Raw genomic sequence first — 22,261 nt, 5'->3', positions numbered from 1 at the left:
ACCGTGGAGCTGATCGACACCCACACCCATCTGGATTTTCCGGACTTCGATGCCGACCGTCAGGCGCTGCTGGCCGAAAGCCGCGCCCTCGGGGTGCGGCGGATGGTGGTGCTGGGGGTTTATCAGGCCAATTGGCAGCGGGTCTGGGAGCTGGTGCAGAGTGATCCCGACCTGCACGCCGCGTTCGGATTGCACCCGGTGTACCTGGACGATCATCGCCCGCAACACCTGAGCGAACTCGCTGACTGGCTGACCCGATTGGCCGGCCATCGGCAACTGTGTGCGGTCGGCGAGATCGGCCTGGATTACTTCATCGAAACCCTCGACCGTGACCGCCAGCAGGCGTTGTTCGACGCGCAATTGCAACTGGCGGCGGACTTCGACCTTCCGGCCTTGATCCATGTGCGGCGTAGCCATGCGGCGGTGATTGCCACGCTCAAACGGTTTCGCCTGAAACGGGCCGGCATCATCCACGCCTTCGCCGGCAGCCAGGAAGAAGCGCGGGAATACATCAAGCTCGGTTTCAAACTCGGCCTTGGTGGCGCCCCGACCTGGCCGCAGGCGCTGCGCATGCACCGCGTGCTCGGCGAACTGCCGCTGGATTCGGTGGTGCTGGAAACCGACTCGCCGGACATGGCCCCAGCCATGTTCCCGGGCCAGCGCAACAGTCCGGCACACTTGCCGGCGATCTGCACGGCACTGGCGCAATGGATGGCGATCAGCCCGGAACAACTGGCGGTTGCCAGCACCGCCAACAGCTGCGAAGTGTTCGGCTGGTAATCAGTCGACGTGAGCCCTTGCGGCTTCCAGGATCAGCGTCAGGTGCTGGCGCCGGCGGAAATAACGGATCACCGCGAAGTACACGAATATGACAATCAGCGAAGCATTCAGCTGTTCGATGACGCTGAGCATTCCCACCCACTCCATCACCAACGCCACCAGCAAGGCGGTGCAGACCATGATCCGCAGGCTGGCGCGCAACAGCGAAAAAGAGTCGAGGGACTTGAAGCGCCTGATCTGTTCCGGACAACGTAACTGAACGCGTTTCTGACAGTGAGTACAGGTAAACGCTTCATTGATCGCAATGGCGTTGAGCTGCCAGGGTTGAAGCAGCAATGTGCGCTGACAATGCGCACAGCGTCCCTGGACCCCTATTGTTGCAGCAGACATAACCAAGTTCCTCCATGAAGTAAGCCGCGTAACTCTTCCTTGATTGACATCCAAAATCCAGCGCACGGAAAGAATCAGGAGGATTCTCACCTGGAAAAGGAAAAAGTATTACGAAATTTTCCGACAGTACACCAAAACGTGGGAGCGGGCTTGCCCGCGAAGACGGCGGCACATTCAACATCAATGTGACTGAAAGATTGCTATCGTCGGATCGCCGCCCGGAGCAAGCCCGCTCCCACAGGGTCCCGAGGAGACTTTCAGACCCGGAATGCACTGATCAACTGTTTCAACTCCACGACCTGGGCCGACAACGCCCGGCTGGCATCTTCGGTCTGATGCGCACCTTCAGCGGTGCGCTCGCCGGCGCGATTGATCTCGACGATGTTCTGGTCAATGTCGTGGGCCACGGCGGTTTGTTGCTCCACGGCGGCGGCAATCTGCTGGTTCTGGTCGACGATCATGCCGACCGCTCCCAGAATGTTTTCCAGCGCCCGCTGGACCTTCTCCGACTGCCCCACCGTGCCGTTGGCCATTTCATGACTGGTGCCCATGGCCTTGACCGCCGCGCCGACACCGCCATGGAGCCTGGCGATCATCTGCTCGATTTCTTCGGTCGATTGCTGGGTTCGCTTGGCCAGGGTCCGGACTTCATCGGCCACCACGGCGAAACCACGGCCCTGCTCACCGGCCCGTGCTGCCTCGATGGCGGCATTGAGCGCCAGCAGATTGGTCTGCTCGGCGATGCTCTTGATCACTTCGAGCACGCGGCTGATGGACTGGCTATCGCTGGCCAGTTGATTGATCACCAGCACCGACTGATCGATCTCGCTGGCCAGCGCGGCAATGCTGCCTTGCTGCGACTCCACCAGGCCACGGCCACTGATGGTCTCGTCGTTGACGCTGTGGGCACTGCTCACCGCCGCGGCGGCACTGCGCGCCACTTCCTGAGAAGTGGCCGACATCTGGTTCATCGCCGTGGCCACTTGTTCGATTTGCGTGCGTTGCCCGGCGACGGCCTGGTTGCTTTGCGCGGAAACGCTTTCCACTTGCCCGGCCTGACGTTCGACTTCGCTAACGGTCTGCCCCACCCGCTCGATCAGGTCATGGATTTTTTTCACGGTGCCGTTGAACACCTCGCCCTACTCCCCCAGCTCATCGCGGCTGTGGGCGCTGAAGGTCACGGTCATGTCGCCAGCCGCCACCTTGTCCATCACCGCCCCCAGGCGCTTGAGCGTGGTGCGGGTCGAGGCATAAAAAGCGCCGTAGAGATAAAAAATCAACACAAACACGACCGACAGCGCCACGGCCTGCAAGACCATGTGCGTGCGGTTCTGCTCAAGTCGTTGCTGCAATTGCGGGCCCAGATACTTCAGGGTTGCTTCGTTGAGTTGGTAAGTCTGGTCCATCAGGGCGCTGATTTGATCGTAAAAACCCTGCCACGGCGCATCGAGGGTGTCGGCCATGACCACTTGTTCTTCGAACAGCTCGCTGGCTTTCTTCAAGGATGCCCGGCTGCTATCGGCCTGAGCGGCCAGGGTGTCGCGTGCAGCTTTGCTGGAACCCAGGGCATCCTGCAACTTCAGGCCATACTCGGCCTGGAGCTTTTCAATCTGCGCCAGCAATTCATCGAAACGGGTACTCGAAGCCGAGTTGATGAATCCCTGCCCCAACGAATAAGAACCCATTGCCCGACCTTCGCCCAGGATCTGGGTGACCCGTGGAGTGACGAGGGTGACGAGCTCGCTCAACTGGCGCATGTCGCTCTGGTTGTCGCGACTGAGGCCTGATTGGCTGGTGATGAGCTGGCTGAAAATCTGCGCGCTGCCTACCAGCTTGCCGATCAAGGCACTTTTGCTTTGCAGGGAGTTTTCCGTTTGCTGGGCCTTGAACGCGGCGATCATTTCATCGCGTTTGCCATCAAACACCGCGACCTGCTCCGGGTCACTGGTCATCGCCGTCAGCCCTTGCAGACGAGTCAGAATATTCTGCTCAAGGGTGCTGATTTTCGATTCGACATTGCCGGCCTTGCCGGATTGGCCGAGGCTGACATTGATCTGCACCAGGTTGTTCAGGGTTTCCAGATCGCGCCGCAACGTCAGGCTGCTGCCCAACAGGTCGAGACTTTGCAGTTCGATGCGCGTGCCCTGGAATTCGCGGTAGGAGTCACGCACCAGATAGAAGTTGGTCACCAGCATCGGCACCAGGAACAGTACGCTGATCAGGCTGAACTTCATGCCGAAGCTCAGACGGTTCATCAGTGCGACAGCGGGATAGAGCAAGCTCTTCACTGTATGTCTCCCTTCGATTTCTTATTTTTTTTATTGGCAGGCGCAGACAGAAGGCAGATAGCCACTATTCAGCGCTATCTCTGTATAACTTAAATCGGCAGGAGGTTTTGTAACTTAAGGTTAATGACAGGGCGAAACACTTCGGACAAGTGATCGCCCTGTGGCGAGGGCATTAACTGTTGGACTAATGCAAGACCGTCCACAACGCAAACCCGGCATACCAGAGCACCGCCGCACGCAACAGTAGCGCCCAGATGCGGTCCAGGTTGTTGATACCTTCTGCGCCAGCCACCGGCGCTGGAATTTCACCGGCCACCATCCCGACTTTCTCGATCAATTGCGCGGCGCTGATGTTCCAGTTCAGCAGCTCATGCAGCATGACCCGGCTGACCGCGACAAAATTGCCGACCAACGCCAGGCTCGCCGCCAGCAGGCGCACCGGCACCCAGTCGAAGGAGTGACGCAGTTGCCCGGCGCGCTCGACCAGCGCAGGGCTTTTCCCGTGTTCTTCGGCCAGCGCCAGCAGCCGATAGCTCAGCACCGCGACCGGACCCAGCAGGAAGTACCAGAAAATCACCGCGAAAAAGCTCTGGTAGGCCTCCCACAACAAATGCCCTTCGACCTGTTCCAGCAGCTGCTCGCCACTGTCTGCGCAGATATCCAGATCGCGCTTGGCGACATGGGCCGCGGCTTGCAAGTCCTCCCGACGCCAGGCATCGCGGAACGGCCCGAGATCGCCCAACAGATCACCGCGTCCGAGGCTGTAAATCACCACCAGCAAATGGATCGGCAACGCCAGCAACCCGTAGGCCACCGGTTCGATGACCAGCAGCAGCAAACCCAGCAACGCCACTGGCAACAAGACCATCACCGACAACACCAGCCATGGCCGGCCAGAAAGTCGCGGGCTGGCCTCTAGCTTGTTCAGCTTGTGTATCCAGCCGCTGTCCCGCTGAACCCGATGACGCAAGGCCGAGAACTTCTCGATCCACACCGCCAACAGCAACACCAGAAAATTCATCGTCCTTCCTCTTGTGCCAGAGCGGCACGATAGCGTGCCCAGTCGAACGCCGGCCCTGGATCGGTTTTGCGCCCCGGAGCAATGTCGCTGTGCCCGCAGATGCGCTCTGTAGTGATCGCCGTGAACGCCTGCTGCAACTGGCGGGTCAGGGCTGTCAATGCGCTGTACTGCGCATCGGTGAACGGCAGATCATCCGTGCCTTCGAGCTCGATGCCCACGGAAAAATCGTTACAGGTTTCCCGCCCCTCGAAGCTCGAGACACCCGCATGCCACGCACGCTCAAGACATGAAACAAACTGGGTGACGTTACCGTCACGTTCAATCAGAAAGTGCGCGGACACCCGCAAATCCGCGATCCCTTCAAAATAGGGATGTTCGGTGACATCCAGACGATTCTGGAAAAACTCCTGCACCTTGCCGGTGGCGAACTGCGCCGGCGGCAGGCTGATGTTGTGGATCACCAGCAGGGAAACTTCGCCTGCGGGGCGCGCATTGAAGTTGGGTGAGGGGCAGACATGCACACCCTGAATCCAACCGCTCGCGGGGTCCAACTGCATACCGACTCCTTCAATCGTCGACTGTGTGGGCACAGTATGCCGTGATAATCCCCCGGGGCGCGATCACTTGCCGCGAATGAGGCGCTGGAGATTGCCGATCTCAAACAGGCGTTTGTTCGGAATCGACGGTCAACGCCGACAACGTCAAGGAATCGACCAAATACAGGCGCCAGTGCCAACGTAACGCTCTGATGCCTTGGGTTGGTCGGCGCCATGGCCCTATAATCGAGCCACTTTGTTTGTGGAGTCCGTTATGCCGAATCTACGTCTCGCCGATCTGACCGCTGAAATCGAAGCCAACGTGCGCCGTGCGTTGCGTGAAGACATTGGCAGCGGCGACATCACCGCGCAGTTGATCCCGGCCGAACGCCTGGCCAAAGCCACCATCATTACCCGCGACGCGGCCGTCATCAGCGGCACCGCCTGGGTGGATACCGTGTTTCGGCAACTGGACCCACGGGTAGCGGTGCACTGGCAGGTTGCCGATGGTGAACGGGTGACGCCCAATCAGGTGCTGTTCCACCTCGAAGGCCCTGCGCGCTCGCTGCTGACCGGCGAACGCAGCGCCCTGAACTTCCTGCAATTGCTCTCCGGCGTGGCGACCCGCGCGCAATACCTGGCGGACTTCGTGGCCGAAACTCAGGTCAAGTTGCTCGACACCCGCAAAACCTTGCCGGGGCTGCGCCTGGCGCAAAAGTACGCCGTGACCTGCGGCGGTTGCCATAACCACCGCATCGGCCTGTATGACGCCTTCCTGATCAAGGAAAACCACATCGCCGCCAGTGGCGGCATCGCGCAGGCCATCGCCGCCGCGCACAAGATCGCCCCGGGCAAACCGGTCGAGATTGAAGTGGAAAGCCTGGATGAACTGAAAGAAGCGCTGGCGGCCGGTGCCGACATCATCATGCTCGACGAACTGAGCCTGGACGACATGCGCGAAGCCGTACGCCTGAACGCCGGCAAGGCCAAGCTGGAGGCCAGCGGCGGGATCAACGAAAGCACGTTGCTGCCGATTGCACAGACCGGGGTGGATTACATTTCGATCGGTGCGATGACCAAGGATGTGAAGGCGGTCGATCTGTCGATGCGCTTGAGTCTCTGATCGCACGTATTTGAGTTGCCGAAACTGTAGGAGCGAGCTTGCTCGCGATGTTCCTGAGAGCGCCATGTTTAACCAGTAAACAAGCGTTATCGTTAACGACCATCGTCGGAACGCCGCCCGGAGCAAGCTCGCTCCTACATGAGTGTCAAACCACCAGATTGTTCATCTCGCAGTACTCTTCCCACTCGACGCCCAACACCTCGGCGGCCTCCCGGTGCAGCTCCAGGCGCTTGGCCTCGTACTCCTCTGGAGTGCTCGTGTACTTGAGGGTCAACTCCCACGGCTGCAAGCCCTGGGCTTCGGCTTCATCCTCGAACGCCCACTGGATCTGGTCTTTCTGATCATCCGGACTCAAGTCCTTGATCTCGTCCATCAGTTCGTGGTTATCCAGCACGTACTTCTTCAGCGCTTCTTCGTGTCGGGCTTGCTGGGTCATCTCTTTATCGGTCATGGCGTTCTCGCTGATCTGGGAATGGAAGATGGATCTGGATCTTCAAGGATCTCTCTGACACAAAAACCGGATCAAGCCCGGTTTATCTGGCCTTCAGAACCATTCTGGATCATCTGAAAACTGCTGGGCGGTGCTCAGGCAGGCTCCGAATATAGGACGTTTGGCTGCGGATTTACACGTCTCTTTGCATCTCCCCACAAAAAGTTGTGCACACGATGTTTTGATGACGGCGGGAACATAAATTCAAACCCCCAGTCATAGCGATGTGCCATATTGGCAATTCACAAGGAGTCCAGGTGATGCGCAGCTTTTCGAAGTTTTCGTCTGTTCTGTCCGCGACAGTGATGACAACCTTGCTGGGGGCCCTGGCGCTGCCGGGAACCGCACTGGCCAGTGTTGAAATGAGTAGCGGTTACACGTCCTCCGGCGACAAACTCACGGTCATTCACAATGAATTTGGCAAAGACGTGCTCGTGAGAAGCGATTACAGCCTCGACGATCTGAAAAAAATGCAGGATACGATCGACAATCAGACCCGGCAGATCGAAGAACTCAAGCGCAGCAGCGGTTCCAGCTCAAGCTCCAGCAGCAAGGAAATCGACGAACTCAAGCGCACGGTGGCCGAGCAGGAGCGCGACATCAACAACCTCGACAAACAGGTTGAAGAACTCAAACGCAATAGCGGCTCCAGTTCCAGCTCTAACAGCAGCGAGATTTCCAGCCTGAAGCGGGAAGTCAGCGATCAGGACCGCGAACTCGAGAGCCTCAAGCGCACCGTCGAGGACCTGAGCAGAAAGGTGAAATAACCGAGGGGGATATGGTGCCCGAGACAGGAATCGAACCTGCGACCTTCGCGTTACGAGTGCGCTGCTCTACCGGCTGAGCTACACGGGCGGTGGGCTAAACCTAGCACTGAGTTTCGACTCCGGCAACGTCGCCAGTCATCTCTGTGATCTACAGACAAAAAAATGCCCCGCCGTTTTCACGGCGGGGCATTTTTTATAACGTTGAAGCGGTCAGGCGTGAGGCGTAATTAAACGCCCGAAGCCTTGGCTGCTGCCACGTCTTTGATGGACAGCTTGATACGGCCGCGGTTGTCCACGTCCAGTACCAGTACTTCCACTTCCTGGCCTTCTTTCAGGATGTCGGTCACTTTCTCAACGCGAGCGTCGCTCAGCATGGAGATGTGAACCAGACCGTCCTTGCCCGGCAGGATGTTTACGAATGCGCCGAAGTCGACGATGCGCTCAACCTTACCAACGTAGATCTTGCCGATCTCGGCTTCAGCGGTGATACCCAGAACGCGCTGACGTGCTGCTTCAGCGGCTTCCTTGGTTTCGCCGAAGATCTTGATCGAACCGTCGTCTTCGATGTCGATCGAAGCCTTGGTCTCTTCGCAGATCGCACGAATGGTCGCGCCGCCTTTACCGATGACATCACGGATTTTGTCGGTGTCGATTTTCATCGCGATCATGGTCGGAGCGTTGGCCGACAGTTCGGTACGCGACTGGCCAATGATCTGGTTCATCTGGCCGAGGATGTTCAGGCGCGCTTCCAGGGCTTGGCCCAAAGCGATTTCCATGATCTCTTCGGTGATGCCCTTGATCTTGATGTCCATCTGCAGCGCGGTGACGCCTTTGGCGGTACCGGCTACCTTGAAGTCCATGTCGCCCAAGTGGTCTTCGTCACCCAGGATGTCGGTCAGGACGGCGAATTTCTCGCCTTCTTTAACCAGACCCATGGCGATACCGGCAACCGGCGCCTTCATCGGCACACCGGCGTCCATCAGGGCCAGGGAAGCGCCGCAAACGGAAGCCATCGAGCTCGAACCGTTGGATTCGGTGATTTCCGAAACCACGCGGATGGTGTACGGGAACACGTCGGCGGCAGGCAGCATGGCCGAAACCGAACGACGGGCCAGACGGCCGTGACCGATTTCGCGACGACCAGCGCCACCCATGCGACCACACTCACCTACCGAGAACGGAGGGAAGTTGTAGTGCAGCATGAACGGGTCTTTCTTCTCGCCTTCCAGGGTATCGAGCAGCTGTGCATCACGGGCAGTACCCAGAGTTGCAACTACCAGAGCCTGGGTTTCGCCACGGGTGAACAGAGCCGAACCGTGAGTCTTTGGCAGAACGCCGACTTCGATGTTCAATGGACGTACAGTCTTGGTGTCGCGACCGTCGATACGTGGCTTGCCGTTTACGATGTTTTCGCGAACGGTGCGGTATTCGATTTCGCCGAAAGCCGCTTTGACTTCGCTGGAAGAAGGCTGGCCTTCTTCACCGGACAGCTTGGCAACGACCTGGTCCTTCAACTCGCCCAGGCGAGCGTAACGGTCAGCCTTGACGGTGATGGTGTAGGCCTGGGAGATCGCTTCGCCGAACTCGGCACGGATAGCGCCCAGCAGTTCGGTGGCTTCAGGCGCTGGAGCCCAGGCCCAGGTTGGCTTGGCAGCTTCGGCAGCCAGTTCTTTGACGGCGTTGATCACAACCTGGAACTCGTCGTGAGCAAACAGTACCGCGCCCAGCATCTGGTCTTCGGTCAGCTCTTTGGCTTCCGATTCAACCATCAGCACGGCGTCCGAAGTACCGGCAACGACCATGTCCAGGCTGGAAGCCGCCTGTTGCTCGTAAGTCGGGTTCAGCAGGTAGCCGGTGCTTTCGTGGAAGGCAACGCGGGCAGCGCCGATCGGGCCATCGAAAGGAATGCCAGAGATCGCCAGCGCAGCCGAGGTACCGATCATCGCAGCGATGTCCGGATCGGTCTTCTTGCTGGTGGAAACGACGGTGCAGACTACCTGCACTTCGTTCATGAAGCCTTCCGGGAACAGCGGACGGATCGGACGGTCGATCAGTCGGGAAGTCAGGGTTTCTTTCTCGGAAGGACGGCCTTCGCGCTTGAAGAAACCGCCAGGGATCTTACCGGCAGCGTAAGTTTTTTCCTGGTAGTGAACAGACAGAGGGAAGAAGCCCTTGCCTGGATCTGCTTGCTTGGCACCGACTACGGTCACCAATACGCTGACGTCGTCGTCAACGGTGACCAATACTGCGCCGGAGGCCTGACGGGCGATACGGCCAGTCTCGAGGGTAACGGTCGACTGACCGAACTGGAATTTTTTGATTACCGGGTTCACGGTGTCCTACCTTCTTTGTGGCTCTTGGGGAACTGGTTTCTTGCGAAATTCTTGGGCAATGTCGGGAATCGGCCCGACCGGTTTGTCCAGGTGTTACTCAGGCAAAGCAGGTATCCAGATAAAACTTGAGGCTGGGAGCCTGCCATGCGCCGGCGGGAAACCCGCTGGTGCACGACAGACAACCAACCTCTAGCGCAATCGCTTATTAGCGACGCAGACCCAGGCGACCGATCAGAGTCTGATAGCGACCCAGATCCTTGCCTTTCAGGTAGTCCAGCAGCTTACGACGCTGGTTAACCATGCGGATCAGACCACGACGGGAGTGGTGGTCTTTACCGTTGGCCTTGAAGTGACCTTGCAGCTTGTTGATGTTGTGGGTCAGCAGTGCAACTTGCACTTCTGGCGAACCAGTGTCACCAACAGCTTGCTGGTAGTCAGCTACGATTTGAGCTTTTTCTTGAACGTCGAGAGCCATGAGGCAATCCTTTTATCAGGAAACTGTTTCAGAAAAACAGTTTCAACAGGCCAGGGACAAATCCCTGTATCTAAAAATGAGTAGTGACCGTGCCTGTTGACAGCCACCCTCGCCAGCCCGGTGTTACGCGGACTGGTTTCGGTCATTCTGACCGAATCAAACGACGCGGCGCGATGCGCCCGTCTTCGCTCACTTCACCGATACCGATGAAGCGACCATTGTGATCCTGCACCCGCACCATGCCGAACTTCGGAGCATCCGGGGCACGTACCGGCTGGCCGTTGAGCCAGTAGAACGCACTCGCTTCCGAGAACTGCAACAGTGGCCAATCCAGCAGGCCGCTGTCCGATGGCATCAGGAAGCGATCGACCGCTTCGTTGCCGCCTTCGGCATGTACCGCTTCCAGCTCTTCGAGGGTAACCGTCTGCGCCAGGGTGAATGGCCCGGCCTGGGTACGTCGCAGTTCTGCAACGTAAGCGCCACAACCGAGTTGCTCACCGATATCCTCCACCAGGGTACGGATGTAGGTGCCTTTAGTGCAATCCACCGCCAGCCGCGCAGTATCACCTTCGAAGGCCAGCAATTCCAAGCGCGTAATAGTAACAGAACGCGGTTCGCGCTCCACTACTTCGCCTGCACGAGCCAGCTTGTACAGCGGCTGGCCATCGCGCTTGAGTGCCGAGTACATCGGCGGTATCTGACTGATTTGCCCACGAAATTTCGGCAGTACAGCCTCGATATCGGGGCGACCAACGGTCACCGGGCGCTCCTGCAAAACTTCACCTTCGGCATCCGCCGTGGTGGTGGTCTTGCCCAGTTGCGCCAGGGTTTCATAACCCTTGTCGGAGTCGAGCAGGTATTGCGAGAATTTGGTGGCCTCGCCGAAGCACAACGGCAGCACGCCGGTGGCCAAGGGATCAAGACTGCCAGTGTGCCCGGCCTTCTCGGCATTGAGCAACCAGCGAACCTTTTGCAAGGCCGCGTTGGAGGTGAACCCCAGCGGCTTGTCGAGCAGGATGATGCCGCTGACGTTACGACGGATACGTTTGACCTGAGCCACCGATTACTCCTTGGTGTCTTCGGCTTCTGCCGCAACCGGATGCTGATTGTCTTCAGCCACTGCGCGCTCGATCAAGGCCGACAGATGCGCACCGCGTACGACGCTTTCGTCGTAGTGGAAGTGCAGCTGAGGAACGCTACGCAGCTTCATCTCGCGAGCCAACTGCATGCGCAGGAAACCGGCGGCAGAGTTCAGCACCTTGATGCTTTGGGCAATTTCTTCAGCGCTGTCCTGGCCCATCACGGTGATGAAAATCTTGGCGTGACCGACGTCACGGCTGACTTCCACTGCGGTAATGGTGACCAGGCCGACGCGCGGGTCTTTGACTTCACGACGGATCAGTTGTGCCAGCTCGCGCTGCATCTGATCGCCAATACGTTGGGTACGGCTATATTCTTTTGCCATGTCTTGTTACCTGTTACTGCCCCACGGTGAAACCCGAGAGGTCTGAAAGCGGCAAACGCCCGGCCTGACAGAAGCCAGACCGGGCGTTGCGTTTAGAGTCCTGGTGACGAGCTGCACATTTGCATGCGACTACCCGTCACGGCTCCTGAAGTGCGCGAGTTAGAGGCTGCGAGCAACCTGAACCTTCTCGAAGACTTCGATCTTGTCGCCGACTTTGACGTCGTTGTAGCTCTTCACGCCGATACCGCATTCCATGCCGGCACGTACTTCGGAAGCGTCATCCTTGAAGCGGCGCAGGGATTCCAGCTCGCCTTCGAAGATAACGATGTCTTCACGCAGTACACGGATTGGACGGTTACGGTGCACAACACCTTCGATAACCATGCAACCGGCGATCGCGCCAAACTTCGGCGAACGGAACACGTCACGCACTTCGGCGATACCCAGGATGTTCTCGCGAACATCGCTGCCGAGCATACCGGTCAGGGCTTTCTTGACGTCTTCGATGATGTCGTAGATCACGTTGTAGTAACGCATATCCAGACCTTCCTGCTCGACGATCTTGCGCGCGCCGGCATCGGCACGCACGTTGAAGCCGAACAGTACAGCGTTGGAGGCCAGTGCCAGGTTGGCGTCGGATTCGGTGATACCACCGACACCGCCACCCACTACACGCACTTGCACTTCGTCGTTACCCAGGCCGTTCAAGGCACCGTTCAACGCTTCCAGCGAACCACGGACGTCGGATTTGAGGACGATGTTGAGCGTCTTCTTCTCTTCCTGACCCATGTTTTCGAAGATGTTTTCCAGCTTGCCGGCGTGAGCACGGGCCAGCTTGACTTCGCGGAACTTGCCTTGACGGAACAGAGCCACTTCACGGGCTTTCTTCTCGTCGGCAACCACGCTCATCTCGTCGCCAGCATCCGGGGTACCGTCCAGGCCGAGGATCTCGACAGGGATGGCCGGACCGGCTTCCTTGATTGACTTGCCGTTCTCGTCGAGCATGGCGCGAACGCGGCCATAGTTCGAACCGACCAGGACCATGTCGCCCTGACGCAGGGTACCGTCTTGAACCAGAACGGTAGCCACCGGACCACGGCCCTTGTCGAGACGCGATTCAACCACGACACCACGGCCAGGAGCCGACGGAGTTGCAGTCAGTTCCAGAACTTCGGCTTGCAGCAATACAGCTTCGAGCAGTTCGTCGACGCCAGTACCCATCTTCGCCGAGACCGGTACGAACGGAGTGTCACCACCCCACTCTTCCGACGTCACGCCGTGAACCGACAGTTCGCTACGGATGCGATCGAGGTCAGCACCTGGCTTGTCGATCTTGTTCACTGCAACAACCAGTGGCACACCAGCCGCTACTGCGTGCTGTACGGCTTCAATGGTCTGCGGCATTACGCCGTCATCCGCTGCAACCACCAGGATCACGATGTCGGTCGCCTTGGCACCACGGGCACGCATTGCGGTAAACGCAGCGTGACCAGGGGTGTCGAGGAACGTCACCATGCCACGGTCGGTTTCAACGTGGTAAGCACCGATGTGCTGGGTGATACCACCGGCTTCGCCAGCAGCAACCTTGGCACGACGGATGTAGTCGAGCAGGGAAGTCTTACCGTGGTCAACGTGGCCCATTACGGTCACGACTGGTGCACGGGAAACCGCCTCACCTTCAAACTTCAGGGACTCGGCCAGGGAATCTTCCAGGGCGGTGTCGCTGACCAGGGTCACTTTGTGGCCCAGCTCTTCGGCAACCAGTTGAGCAGTTTCCTGATCCAGTACCTGGTTGATGGTCGCTGGAGTACCCAGTTTGAACATGAACTTGATGATTTCAGCAGCCTTCACCGACATCTGCTGGGCGAGGTCGCCAACAGTGATGGTTTCGCCGATCTTCACTTCGCGCACGACAGGGCCGGTCGGGCTCTGGAAACCGTGGGCGTTGCGCTTCTTCAGCTTGGCCTTGCCGCGACCACCACGACGGAAGCCATCGCTTTCTTCGTCGGTAGTACGTGGGGCAACGCGTGGAGCCGGCGCCTTTTCCTTGACCGAAGCACGATGCGGAGCGTTTTTGCGCTCGCCATCGCCGCTACCGCGACGACTGTTGTCGTCGGCACGTGGCTTGTCCGGACGGCGCTGTTCGTCACGCTTGCGGGTATCGGCCGCAGGAGCCGGAGCAGCTGCCACAACCGGTGCGCTTTCGCGAACTGGCTCGGCCACCACAGCAGGCGCTGCAACAGGTACGGCATGAGCGGTCGGCGCAGCAGCAGGCTGGCGACGCGCTTCTTCTTCGGCGCGACGCTTGGCTTCTTCTTCAGCCTTCTGACGAGCAGCATTTTCTACTGCGCGACGTTCATCCAGTTCACGCTTGCGCTCGGCTTCGATTTCTTCCGGGCTGCGCTGTACGAAGACTTTCTTCTTGCGTACTTCAACGCTGATGCTTTTGCTGCCAGCAACACGCAGGGTGCTGGTGGTTTTACGCTGCAGCGTAATCTTGCGTGGTTCTTCCACTTTCGCCTTGTGGCTGCTTTTCAAGTGAGTCAGCAACGATTGCTTCTCACTGTCAGTCACATGTTCTTCGGCGGCGGTGTGCGGCAGACCTGCCTCACGCATCTGCTGCAACAGGCGCTCTACCGGTGTTTTGACCTCATCGGCCAGTTGTTTCACCGTGACTTGCGTCATGCACTTCTCTCCTCAGGCCGCGCCTAATTACTCGAACCAGTGGGCTCGGGCGGCCATGATCAACTTGCCGGCACGATCATCGTCAATGCCGTCGATGTCGAGCAGGTCGTCAATAGACTGCTCGGCCAGGTCTTCGCGGGTAATTACGCCGCGCACCGCCAGTTCCATCGCCAAATCCTTGTCCATACCCTCAAGCGAGAGCAGGTCTTCGGCCGGATGGGCGTCTGCCAGCTTTTCCTCAGTAGCGATGGCTTTAGTCAACAAGCGATCCTTGGCCCGAGCGCGAAGCTCGTTGACGGTATCTTCGTCAAAGCCGTCGATGTTGAGCATTTCTTCCAACGGTACGTAGGCAATCTCTTCCAGGCTGGTAAAGCCTTCGTCCACCAGCACCTGCGCCAGATCTTCGTCGACTTCCAGCTCGTCGATGAAGTTGCGCAGGATGTCGCCGGTTTCCGCTTGCTGTTTAGCCTGGATGTCCGATTCGGTCATCACGTTCAGGGTCCAGCCAGTCAACTGGCTAGCCAGACGCACGTTCTGACCACCGCGACCGATGGCCTGAGCCAGATTGTCTGCGCCAACGGCGATGTCCATTGCGTGGGCATCTTCGTCAACGATAATTGCCGCAACCTCAGCCGGGGACATGGCGTTGATCACGAACTGAGCCGGGTTGTCGTCCCACAGAACGATGTCAACACGCTCACCGCCCAACTCGCCCGACACTGCCTGGACGCGCGAACCGCGCATACCGATGCAAGCGCCCTGCGGGTCGATGCGTTTGTCCTTGGAGCGAACGGCGATCTTGGCGCGCGAACCCGGATCACGGGACGCAGCCATTACTTCGATCAGGCCTTCGGCAATTTCCGGCACTTCGATGCGGAACAACTCGATCAGCATTTCCGGCGCGGTGCGCGACAGGATCAACTGCGGGCCGCGGTTCTCGGTGCGGATTTCCTTGAGCAGCGCACGCAGACGCACGCCAACCCGGAAAGTTTCGCGAGAAATGATGTCTTCACGGGCCAGCAACGCTTCAGCGTTGTTGCCCAGATCAACGATCACGTTGTCGCGGGTGACTTTTTTCACGGTGCCGGAGATGATTTCACCCAGGCGCTCGCGGTAAGCGTCAACAACCTGAGCGCGCTCGGCTTCGCGAACTTTCTGCACAATGACTTGCTTGGCAGTCTGTGCAGCAATGCGGCCGAACTCGATGGACTCGATTTTCTCTTCTACGACATCACCGACCTTGGCGCCAGGATGCGTTTCGGCAACCTTGCTCGGCCAGGTTTCGATGGCCGGATCGTCCAGGTCTGCTTCTTCGACGACCGTCCAGCGACGGAATGTCTCGTATGCACCCGTGTGGCGATTGATTTCCACACGCAGATCAACTTCGTCTTCGAAACGCTTTTTGGTAGCAGTGGCCAGAGCCAGCTCCAGCGCTTCAAAAATAACGTTTGCCGGTACGCCCTTTTCATTGGATACCGACTCAACAACCAGCAGTACTTCTTTGCTCATCGTACGCCTCGCCTTTCGCAAGCCATTGGATCCGCGGGATCCGCAGTATCTGGCACGCCTCAGTCAAAACTGGGAATAATGTTGGCCTTGTCGATCATATCGATCGGCAACAGGAACTCATGGTCTTCTACCTGCACCACGACATCCTGCTCTTCTACGCCGCGCAGAAGGCCCTGAAAGTTGCGTCGTCCTTCAAAAGGCGAGCGCAGCTTGATCTTCACTTGTTCACCGGCAAATTTTGCAAACTGCTCAAGAGTGAACAGCGGGCGTTCCATGCCAGGCGAGGAAACTTCAAGGGTGTACTCAACGGTGATTGGATCTTCAACATCCAGCACACCGCTGATCTGACGGCTGACGATGGCGCAATCGTCCACCAGCACGCCGCCTTCTTTATCGATATAAACGCGCAACATCGAGTGACGACCCTGAGCCGAAAACTCGATACCCCAGCATTCATAGCCTAGGGCCACGACCACCGGGGCCAGCAAGGCCTGCAACTCTTCTAGCTTGCTCGACACCTGAACCCCCTAGTGCATGTATGTGCATGCTATGCAAAATAAAAAAATGGGCTAAACGCCCATCCTTGAAACGCCGTTGAACAGCGGCGTTGAAAGTGTCCAGCTAACAAAAAGCCCCTTAAAAGGGGCTCCTTAAACTGGTTGCGGGGGCCGGATTTGAACCGACGACCTTCGGGTTATGAGCCCGACGAGCTACCAGACTGCTCCACCCCGCGACAAAGCTGGGGCGGAAGTATACGACCGATCCCCTACAGGGTCAATGTAACCTTCCACCTGCAAGAAAGCCCGCAACAGCGGGCTCTCCTGACTAATTGGTACCGAGAAGGGGACTCGAACCCCTACACCCTATGGGCACAACCACCTCAAGGTTGCGTGTCTACCAATTCCACCACCTCGGCAATACTACGTTTGGAACCCTTCTTACTTCTGCTCTTGAGCTGGAGGCACGTCAGTCGCTGGGGTAGCCGACTTTTGCTCTTGAAGCACCGGGACATCATCAGAAGCCGGTTGTTGCTTTGGAACTTCCAGTACCGCTGGATTTGGGAGACCTACTTGAGTCAGCTGGTGAGCCTTCTCTTTAGCAAAGTAACCTAACCCCAAGCTGGTTATGAAAAAACCTGCGGCAAGTATAGCAGTAAACTTACTAAGAAAGGTAGAGGAACCTTGGCTTCCGAACACAGTATTTGAAGCACCTGCTCCGAAAGACGCGCCAGCATCCGCACCCTTACCCTGCTGCAGCAAAACCAGAGCTACTACGCCCAATGCACCCAGCAGATGAAAAACGACTACGACTGTTTCCAGCATTTTTTCAGTTTCCCGCGGCGCGACAAATCGCACCGAACTCATCTGCATTCAGGGAAGCCCCACCAATGAGACCCCCATCGATATCCGGCATGCCGAACAGTTCGACCGCATTGGCCGCCTTCACGCTGCCGCCGTATAGAAGCCGCACACCTTGTGCGACCTCAGAATTCTCTGCCGCCAACTGGGCGCGAATGGCTGCGTGCACATCCTGCGCCTGTTGTGGCGTTGCAGTCAGCCCGGTGCCAATGGCCCAGACCGGTTCGTAAGCGATCACTGCCTTGGCAAAGGCACCGACACCCAGCTCCTCAATGATACTGCCCAGCTGACGCGAGACAACCTCAAGAGTCTTTCCGGCTTCACGCTGCTCAAGGGTTTCCCCTATGCACAACACCGGAATCAAGCCACATGCCTGTGCCGCTGCGAACTTGCGGATCAGCATTCCGTCCTGCTCGCCCATAATCTGGCGGCGTTCGGAGTGCCCGACAAGCACCAGGGAACAACCTGCATCCACCAACTGACTCGGTGCAACTTCACCGGTCAACGCACCTTGTCCGGATTCCACCGCAGAATTCTGCGCGCCGACCGAAATCGACCTTCCTTCCAGACCATCAATCACTTGATTGATATGCAGGCAAGGCGGGAATACCGCAACATCAACATCGCTCGGCAAGGCCAAGTCACGAAGGCCGTTGATCAGCTCAGCGACGCTGGCGCGGGTACCGTGCATCTTCCAGTTACCAGCTACCATAGGGCGACGCATGCTGTACCTCGTCGGTCAAAGTGGGCGCAGATGTTACCCAACACAATCATGGCTGGCAAGCCGAATTCAGGCAGAAACTTCAGTAACCAGTTTTGCCAGCTCTTCGGCGTAGCCACGAACCTGCGTTTCGTCTTCGCCTTCGACCATCACACGCACCAGAGGTTCGGTTCCGGACTTGCGCAACAGCACACGCCCCCGACCCGCCATGGCCTTGGTCACACGCTCGCTGGCTTCCTTGACCGACGGGTGGTCGAGTGGGTTTGCGCCGCCACCGAAACGTACATTGATCAGCACCTGAGGGCATTTGCGCAGCGCCTGACGCGCTTCAGCCAAACCTTGCGCACGGGCTTTCAACGCCTTCAGCACCTGCAACGCGGCGATAATCGCATCACCAGTGGTGGTGTAATTGAAGCAAACGATATGACCCGAATTTTCGCCACCGACCAGCCAGTTGCGCTCCAGCAGATCAGCAATCACATAACGATCACCAACATTGGCGCGGACAAATGGAATCGCCAGGTCGGCCAAGGCCAACTCCAATCCCAGGTTGCTCATCAGCGTACCGACTACACCACCTTGCAGCTTGTCTCGCTCATGCAGGTCGCGAGCAATGATGAACAGCAACTCATCACCATCGACGATGGCCCCCGTGTGATCCACCATCAACACCCGGTCGCCATCACCATCGAAGGCGATACCCAGATCGGCGTGTTCAGCCAGCACAGCGGCCTGCAGTTGCCCCATATGGGTCGAGCCGCAGTTGTCATTGATATTCAAACCATTGGGCTGCGCGGACAAGACCACGACTTCGGCACCCAACTCACGAAACACACTCGGCGCCACTTTATAGGTCGCACCATGGGCGCAGTCGATCACAATCTTGAGGCCGGTAAAGCTGGTACCGGTCGGCACACTGCTCTTGCAGAATTCGATATACCGACCCGACGCGTCATTGATTCGCGACACCTTGCCGATCTTGCTCGACTCAACCACAGTCATTGGGGTATCGAGCAGCTCTTCGATCATGTGCTCGACTTCATCCGGAAGCTTGGTGCCCTGGCCGGAGAAAAACTTTATGCCATTGTCATCATGCGGATTGTGCGACGCACTGATCACGATGCCAGCTTCGGCATGAAAGGTACGCGTCAGGTAGGCAATCGCCGGGGTCGGCATCGGACCAAGGAGCATTACATCGGCCCCAGCGGAAGTAAGCCCCGCTTCAAGTGCAGACTCGAACATGTAGCCGGAGATCCGGGTGTCCTTACCTACCAATACCTTGCAGGCGCCCATCTTGCGGAACGCCATACCTGCAGCCCAGCCGAGCTTGAGCATGAAATCAGGAGTAATCGGGTATTCACCGACACGCCCACGAATACCATCGGTGCCAAAATATTTTTTGCTCATAAGTGCTCCATCATTCTTATTCGGCTGATTCCACTGCGGCGATCATCCGCACCACATCCATTGTTTCGGCTACATCATGGACGCGCAATATACGCGCACCCTTCACCGAAGCCAGCGCCGCGAGCGCCAAACCACCATACAGTCGGTCCCCCACCGGACGATTCAACGCCTGGCCAATCATGCTCTTTCGCGAAACCCCGACCAACAGGGGTCGCCCCAAGGCATGCAGGGCCTCCATATGCTTGAACAAACTCAGATTGTGCTGCAAGGTTTTGGCGAAGCCAAAGCCGGGGTCAAGAATGATCCGCTCAGCCGCAATTCCCACCAATGAACACTGATGCATGCGCTCGGCGAGAAACTCACCGACTTCCCTTGTAATGTCCTGATACTGCGGATTGTCCTGCATATCGCCTGGCTCTCCAAGCATATGCATCAAGCAAACCGGTAACCCGGTGGCCGCCGCAGCATCCAGGGCGCCATCGCGACGCAACGAACGTACGTCATTGATCAACCCGGCACCCAGGCGCGCAGTTTCACGCATGACGGCTGGTGTGGAGGTGTCGACCGAGATGATGACATCCAGTTCGCGACTGATGCGCTCGACAATGGGCGCTACGCGCTCCAGCTCTTCCAGTGGCGACACCGCCCTGGCACCAGGACGGGTAGATTCGCCACCGACATCGATCAGCGTCGCGCCGGCCGCCACCATGGCTTCAGCGTGGCGCATGGCCGCGTCGAGCTGGCTGTATTGACCACCATCGGAGAAAGAATCAGGAGTGACATTGAGAATACCCATGACATGCGTCTGGGCCAAATCAAGAACCCGGTTGCCGCAAGGCAACCGGGTCGAGGACTGAACAGAAGTCATTTCAAACCTTATACGTCAGCAGCAGGACCGCCGATCGGTGTTTCCGGACGCTCATCCTGCACCACCGGCGGGGTGCCGGAAGTACCCGTGCCACCCGACCAGTCGCGCGGCTCGCGAGGCGGACGACCTGCCATGATGTCGTCGATCTGCTCGGCATCGATCGTTTCGTACTTCATCAAGGCATCGGCCATCGCATCGAGCTTGTCACGGTTGTCCGTGAGAATCTGCTTCGCCGTGCCATAGCACTGATCGATGATGCTGCGCACTTCGGAGTCGATCAGCTTGGCTGTTTCGCCAGAGAAACTTGCACTCTGACCGCCACCGCCACGACCGAGGAACACTTCACCCTCTTCTTCGGCATACATCAACGGACCGAGTTTTTCCGAAAGACCCCACTTGGTCACCATGTTCCGCGCAATCTGGCTGGCGCGCATGATGTCGTTGGAGGCACCGGTGGTCACGCCATCGAAGCCCAGGGTCATTTCTTCAGCGATACGACCGCCGTACAGCGAGCAGATCTGGCTGATCAACGCACGCTTGGACAGACTGTAACGATCTTCTTCCGGCAGGAACATGGTCACACCCAGCGCACGACCGCGCGGGATGATCGACACCTTGTACACCGGATCATGCTCAGGCACGACACGCCCCACAATGGCGTGGCCCGCTTCGTGATAAGCCGTGTTCTGTTTTTCTTTCTCGGACATGACCATGGATTTGCGCTCGGCGCCCATCATGATCTTGTCTTTCGCCAGCTCGAACTCTTTCATCTCGACGATGCGCTTGCCGGCACGGGCAGCGAACAACGACGCCTCGTTCACCAGGTTGGCCAGGTCAGCACCGGAGAAGCCTGGAGTACCACGAGCGATCACGCCCGGGGCAACGTCGTCGCCCATCGGCACTTTGCGCATGTGAACCTTGAGAATCTGTTCCCGACCACGGATGTCCGGCAGACCCACCACAACCTGACGGTCGAAACGGCCTGGACGCAGCAACGCAGGGTCCAGTACGTCAGGACGGTTGGTTGCGGCGATCACGATGATGCCGTCATTCATTTCAAAGCCGTCCATCTCGACCAGCAACTGGTTGAGAGTTTGCTCGCGCTCGTCGTGACCACCACCCATGCCAGCACCACGATGGCGACCGACCGCATCGATTTCGTCGATGAAGATGATGCATGGAGCGTGTTTCTTGGCCTGTTCGAACATGTCGCGAACACGGCTGGCACCCACACCGACGAACATTTCGACGAAGTCGGAGCCAGAAATGGTGAAGAACGGCACTTTGGCTTCGCCGGCAATCGCCTTGGCAATCAAGGTTTTACCAGTACCAGGAGGACCGACCATCAGCACGCCACGAGGAATGCGACCGCCCAAACGCTGGAACTTGCCCGGATCACGCAGGAATTCAACCAACTCGCCAACTTCTTCCTTGGCTTCGTCGCAACCGGCAACGTCAGCCAAAGTGGTTTTGACCTGATCTTCGGAGAGCAGGCGCGCCTTGCTTTTACCGAAGCTCATCGGCCCACCCTTGCCACCTGCACCGCCCTGCATCTGCCGCATGAAGAACATGAACACGGCGATGATCACGAGGATCGGGAAGCTGGCGACCAGAAGCTGAGTCCAGATGCTTTGCTGTTCAGGCTGCTTGCCTTCGACCACGACGTGGTTATCCACCAGGTCACCGATCAGGCCGTTGTCCTGGATCGCCGGGCGAATGGTCTTGAAACTGTCGCCATCGTTGCGCTTGCCGGTAATCACGTAGCCATCAACCGCCACGCGCTCGACCTTGCCATCCTTGACCTGCTGGATGAAGTCGGAATAGTTGAGGGTCTGCGGCTCGTTAGGGCTGGAGAAGTTGTTCATCACCGTCACCAGGACAGCCGCGATGATCAACCACAGGATCAGATTCTTTGCCATATCGTTCAATTAACTACCCTCTGAAGCAAGCTCCGCTACTGGCGCGCGCTTCGCATGATATTCACCGGCCTAACTTACTACATTACCTACAACTTGGCAGGCGCCGTCTGTAACCCTTTGTGAAAC

The 22,261-nt window shown here is 58.0% G+C and carries 21 protein-coding genes and 3 tRNA genes; 3 read left to right on the top strand and 21 right to left on the bottom strand.

From position 1 onward, the window contains the following. Positions 1–3 precede the first annotated feature (3 nt). On the top strand, positions 4–780 hold the full coding sequence (locus tag AC3ITY_RS03825; protein WP_489307694.1) for a TatD family hydrolase: 777 nt from the start codon (positions 4–6) through the stop codon (positions 778–780). Here the strand turns inward: AC3ITY_RS03825 and AC3ITY_RS03820 are convergent, their stop codons facing one another. The 5 genes from AC3ITY_RS03820 to ampD form a co-directional block, all read right to left on the bottom strand. Further along, complete coding sequence (locus tag AC3ITY_RS03820) at positions 781–1,170, bottom strand: hypothetical protein (RefSeq protein WP_489307692.1); 390 nt, start codon at positions 1,168–1,170, stop codon at positions 781–783. A 257-nt stretch (positions 1,171–1,427) separates the two neighbouring features. After that, positions 1,428–2,132, bottom strand: coding sequence for a methyl-accepting chemotaxis protein (locus AC3ITY_RS03815; protein ID WP_420825132.1), 705 nt, complete (start codon positions 2,130–2,132; stop codon positions 1,428–1,430). Positions 2,133–2,309: 177 nt separating this feature from the next. After that, positions 2,310–3,458, bottom strand: coding sequence for a methyl-accepting chemotaxis protein (locus AC3ITY_RS03810; protein WP_489307691.1), 1,149 nt, complete (start codon positions 3,456–3,458; stop codon positions 2,310–2,312). Between the two features lie 184 nt (positions 3,459–3,642). Further along, positions 3,643–4,479 carry a regulatory signaling modulator protein AmpE gene (ampE, locus tag AC3ITY_RS03805; RefSeq protein WP_489307689.1) on the bottom strand — a complete coding sequence of 279 codons (837 nt, stop codon included), beginning with the start codon at positions 4,477–4,479 and terminating at the stop codon, positions 3,643–3,645. Further along, on the bottom strand, positions 4,476–5,036 hold the full coding sequence (ampD, locus tag AC3ITY_RS03800) for a 1,6-anhydro-N-acetylmuramyl-L-alanine amidase AmpD (protein ID WP_223534483.1): 561 nt from the start codon (positions 5,034–5,036) through the stop codon (positions 4,476–4,478). The genes ampE and ampD overlap by 4 nt, the downstream gene beginning before the upstream one ends. A gap of 253 nt (positions 5,037–5,289) precedes the next feature. On the opposite strand from ampD, the gene nadC reads away from it, so the two are divergent. Continuing rightward, positions 5,290–6,138: a carboxylating nicotinate-nucleotide diphosphorylase gene (nadC, locus tag AC3ITY_RS03795; protein ID WP_008047437.1), complete on the top strand. Its 849-nt coding sequence runs from the start codon at positions 5,290–5,292 to the stop codon at positions 6,136–6,138. A gap of 145 nt (positions 6,139–6,283) precedes the next feature. Here the strand turns inward: nadC and AC3ITY_RS03790 are convergent, their stop codons facing one another. Further along, a complete protein-coding gene (locus AC3ITY_RS03790) occupies positions 6,284–6,589 on the bottom strand; it encodes a DUF6388 family protein (protein WP_489307687.1) in 306 nt (101 codons plus the stop codon). A gap of 299 nt (positions 6,590–6,888) precedes the next feature. Here AC3ITY_RS03790 and AC3ITY_RS03785 point away from each other — a divergent pair, with 299 nt between their 5' ends. Next, complete coding sequence (locus tag AC3ITY_RS03785) at positions 6,889–7,395, top strand: hypothetical protein (protein WP_489307686.1); 507 nt, start codon at positions 6,889–6,891, stop codon at positions 7,393–7,395. A gap of 12 nt (positions 7,396–7,407) precedes the next feature. Here AC3ITY_RS03785 and AC3ITY_RS03780 read toward each other — a convergent pair. From AC3ITY_RS03780 to ftsH, 15 genes are all read right to left on the bottom strand, one after another. Continuing rightward, positions 7,408–7,483: transfer RNA gene (locus tag AC3ITY_RS03780), tRNA-Thr, on the bottom strand. A gap of 139 nt (positions 7,484–7,622) precedes the next feature. Then, positions 7,623–9,728 carry a polyribonucleotide nucleotidyltransferase gene (gene pnp, locus AC3ITY_RS03775; protein WP_489307684.1) on the bottom strand — a complete coding sequence of 702 codons (2,106 nt, stop codon included), beginning with the start codon at positions 9,726–9,728 and terminating at the stop codon, positions 7,623–7,625. Positions 9,729–9,933: 205 nt separating this feature from the next. Beyond that, on the bottom strand, positions 9,934–10,203 hold the full coding sequence (rpsO, locus tag AC3ITY_RS03770; protein WP_003177875.1) for a 30S ribosomal protein S15: 270 nt from the start codon (positions 10,201–10,203) through the stop codon (positions 9,934–9,936). A gap of 142 nt (positions 10,204–10,345) precedes the next feature. Continuing rightward, positions 10,346–11,263 carry a tRNA pseudouridine(55) synthase TruB gene (truB, locus tag AC3ITY_RS03765; protein ID WP_056728245.1) on the bottom strand — a complete coding sequence of 306 codons (918 nt, stop codon included), beginning with the start codon at positions 11,261–11,263 and terminating at the stop codon, positions 10,346–10,348. A 3-nt stretch (positions 11,264–11,266) separates the two neighbouring features. Beyond that, the gene (gene rbfA, locus AC3ITY_RS03760; RefSeq protein ID WP_007973108.1) at positions 11,267–11,668 is read right to left on the bottom strand and encodes a 30S ribosome-binding factor RbfA; all 402 of its coding nucleotides are present in this window, start codon (positions 11,666–11,668) and stop codon (positions 11,267–11,269) included. Between the two features lie 159 nt (positions 11,669–11,827). Continuing rightward, positions 11,828–14,353 carry a translation initiation factor IF-2 gene (gene infB, locus AC3ITY_RS03755; RefSeq protein WP_489307682.1) on the bottom strand — a complete coding sequence of 842 codons (2,526 nt, stop codon included), beginning with the start codon at positions 14,351–14,353 and terminating at the stop codon, positions 11,828–11,830. Between the two features lie 27 nt (positions 14,354–14,380). Then, on the bottom strand, positions 14,381–15,862 hold the full coding sequence (gene nusA / locus AC3ITY_RS03750) for a transcription termination factor NusA (protein WP_008057419.1): 1,482 nt from the start codon (positions 15,860–15,862) through the stop codon (positions 14,381–14,383). 59 nt (positions 15,863–15,921) lie between these two features. After that, positions 15,922–16,380: a ribosome maturation factor RimP gene (gene rimP, locus AC3ITY_RS03745; RefSeq protein ID WP_064387885.1), complete on the bottom strand. Its 459-nt coding sequence runs from the start codon at positions 16,378–16,380 to the stop codon at positions 15,922–15,924. A gap of 138 nt (positions 16,381–16,518) precedes the next feature. Beyond that, positions 16,519–16,595: transfer RNA gene (locus AC3ITY_RS03740), tRNA-Met, on the bottom strand. Positions 16,596–16,692: 97 nt separating this feature from the next. After that, positions 16,693–16,778: transfer RNA gene (locus tag AC3ITY_RS03735), tRNA-Leu, on the bottom strand. A gap of 22 nt (positions 16,779–16,800) precedes the next feature. Further along, a complete protein-coding gene (gene secG / locus AC3ITY_RS03730; RefSeq protein WP_017336473.1) occupies positions 16,801–17,184 on the bottom strand; it encodes a preprotein translocase subunit SecG in 384 nt (127 codons plus the stop codon). Positions 17,185–17,188: 4 nt separating this feature from the next. Beyond that, on the bottom strand, positions 17,189–17,944 hold the full coding sequence (tpiA, locus tag AC3ITY_RS03725) for a triose-phosphate isomerase (protein WP_489307679.1): 756 nt from the start codon (positions 17,942–17,944) through the stop codon (positions 17,189–17,191). Positions 17,945–18,010: 66 nt separating this feature from the next. Further along, on the bottom strand, positions 18,011–19,348 hold the full coding sequence (glmM, locus tag AC3ITY_RS03720; RefSeq protein ID WP_489307677.1) for a phosphoglucosamine mutase: 1,338 nt from the start codon (positions 19,346–19,348) through the stop codon (positions 18,011–18,013). Positions 19,349–19,364: 16 nt separating this feature from the next. After that, positions 19,365–20,216 (bottom strand): dihydropteroate synthase, encoded by an 852-nt coding sequence (gene folP, locus AC3ITY_RS03715; RefSeq protein WP_489307675.1) that lies wholly within the window; start codon positions 20,214–20,216, stop codon positions 19,365–19,367. 8 nt (positions 20,217–20,224) lie between these two features. Continuing rightward, positions 20,225–22,135, bottom strand: a complete 1,911-nt coding sequence (ftsH, locus tag AC3ITY_RS03710; RefSeq protein ID WP_150754339.1) for an ATP-dependent zinc metalloprotease FtsH — start codon at positions 22,133–22,135, stop codon at positions 20,225–20,227. Positions 22,136–22,261: the final 126 nt, after the last annotated feature.

The sequence above is a fragment of the Pseudomonas sp. GL_091 genome (assembly GCF_057837725.1).
The sequence above is the reverse complement of the archived record's forward strand: the minus strand, read 5'-3'. Positions and strand labels throughout refer to the sequence as shown.

Excerpts from the sequence above, each read along its gene's own strand:
- AC3ITY_RS03820 (WP_489307692.1), bottom strand. The coding sequence starts at position 1,170 with ATGTCTGCTGCAACAATAGGGGTCCAGGGACGCTGTGCGCATTGTCAG.
- AC3ITY_RS03815 (WP_420825132.1), bottom strand. The coding sequence starts at position 2,132 with ATGTCGGCCACTTCTCAGGAAGTGGCGCGCAGTGCCGCCGCGGCGGTG.
- ampE (WP_489307689.1), bottom strand. The coding sequence starts at position 4,479 with ATGAATTTTCTGGTGTTGCTGTTGGCGGTGTGGATCGAGAAGTTCTCG.
- ampD (WP_223534483.1), bottom strand. The coding sequence starts at position 5,036 with ATGCAGTTGGACCCCGCGAGCGGTTGGATTCAGGGTGTGCATGTCTGC.
- nadC (WP_008047437.1), top strand. The coding sequence starts at position 5,290 with ATGCCGAATCTACGTCTCGCCGATCTGACCGCTGAAATCGAAGCCAAC.
- AC3ITY_RS03790 (WP_489307687.1), bottom strand. The coding sequence starts at position 6,589 with ATGACCGATAAAGAGATGACCCAGCAAGCCCGACACGAAGAAGCGCTG.
- AC3ITY_RS03785 (WP_489307686.1), top strand. The coding sequence starts at position 6,889 with ATGCGCAGCTTTTCGAAGTTTTCGTCTGTTCTGTCCGCGACAGTGATG.
- rpsO (WP_003177875.1), bottom strand. The coding sequence starts at position 10,203 with ATGGCTCTCGACGTTCAAGAAAAAGCTCAAATCGTAGCTGACTACCAG.
- rbfA (WP_007973108.1), bottom strand. The coding sequence starts at position 11,668 with ATGGCAAAAGAATATAGCCGTACCCAACGTATTGGCGATCAGATGCAG.
- infB (WP_489307682.1), bottom strand. The coding sequence starts at position 14,353 with ATGACGCAAGTCACGGTGAAACAACTGGCCGATGAGGTCAAAACACCG.
- nusA (WP_008057419.1), bottom strand. The coding sequence starts at position 15,862 with ATGAGCAAAGAAGTACTGCTGGTTGTTGAGTCGGTATCCAATGAAAAG.
- secG (WP_017336473.1), bottom strand. The coding sequence starts at position 17,184 with ATGCTGGAAACAGTCGTAGTCGTTTTTCATCTGCTGGGTGCATTGGGC.
- tpiA (WP_489307679.1), bottom strand. The coding sequence starts at position 17,944 with ATGCGTCGCCCTATGGTAGCTGGTAACTGGAAGATGCACGGTACCCGC.
- glmM (WP_489307677.1), bottom strand. The coding sequence starts at position 19,348 with ATGAGCAAAAAATATTTTGGCACCGATGGTATTCGTGGGCGTGTCGGT.
- folP (WP_489307675.1), bottom strand. The coding sequence starts at position 20,216 with ATGACTTCTGTTCAGTCCTCGACCCGGTTGCCTTGCGGCAACCGGGTT.
- ftsH (WP_150754339.1), bottom strand. The coding sequence starts at position 22,135 with ATGGCAAAGAATCTGATCCTGTGGTTGATCATCGCGGCTGTCCTGGTG.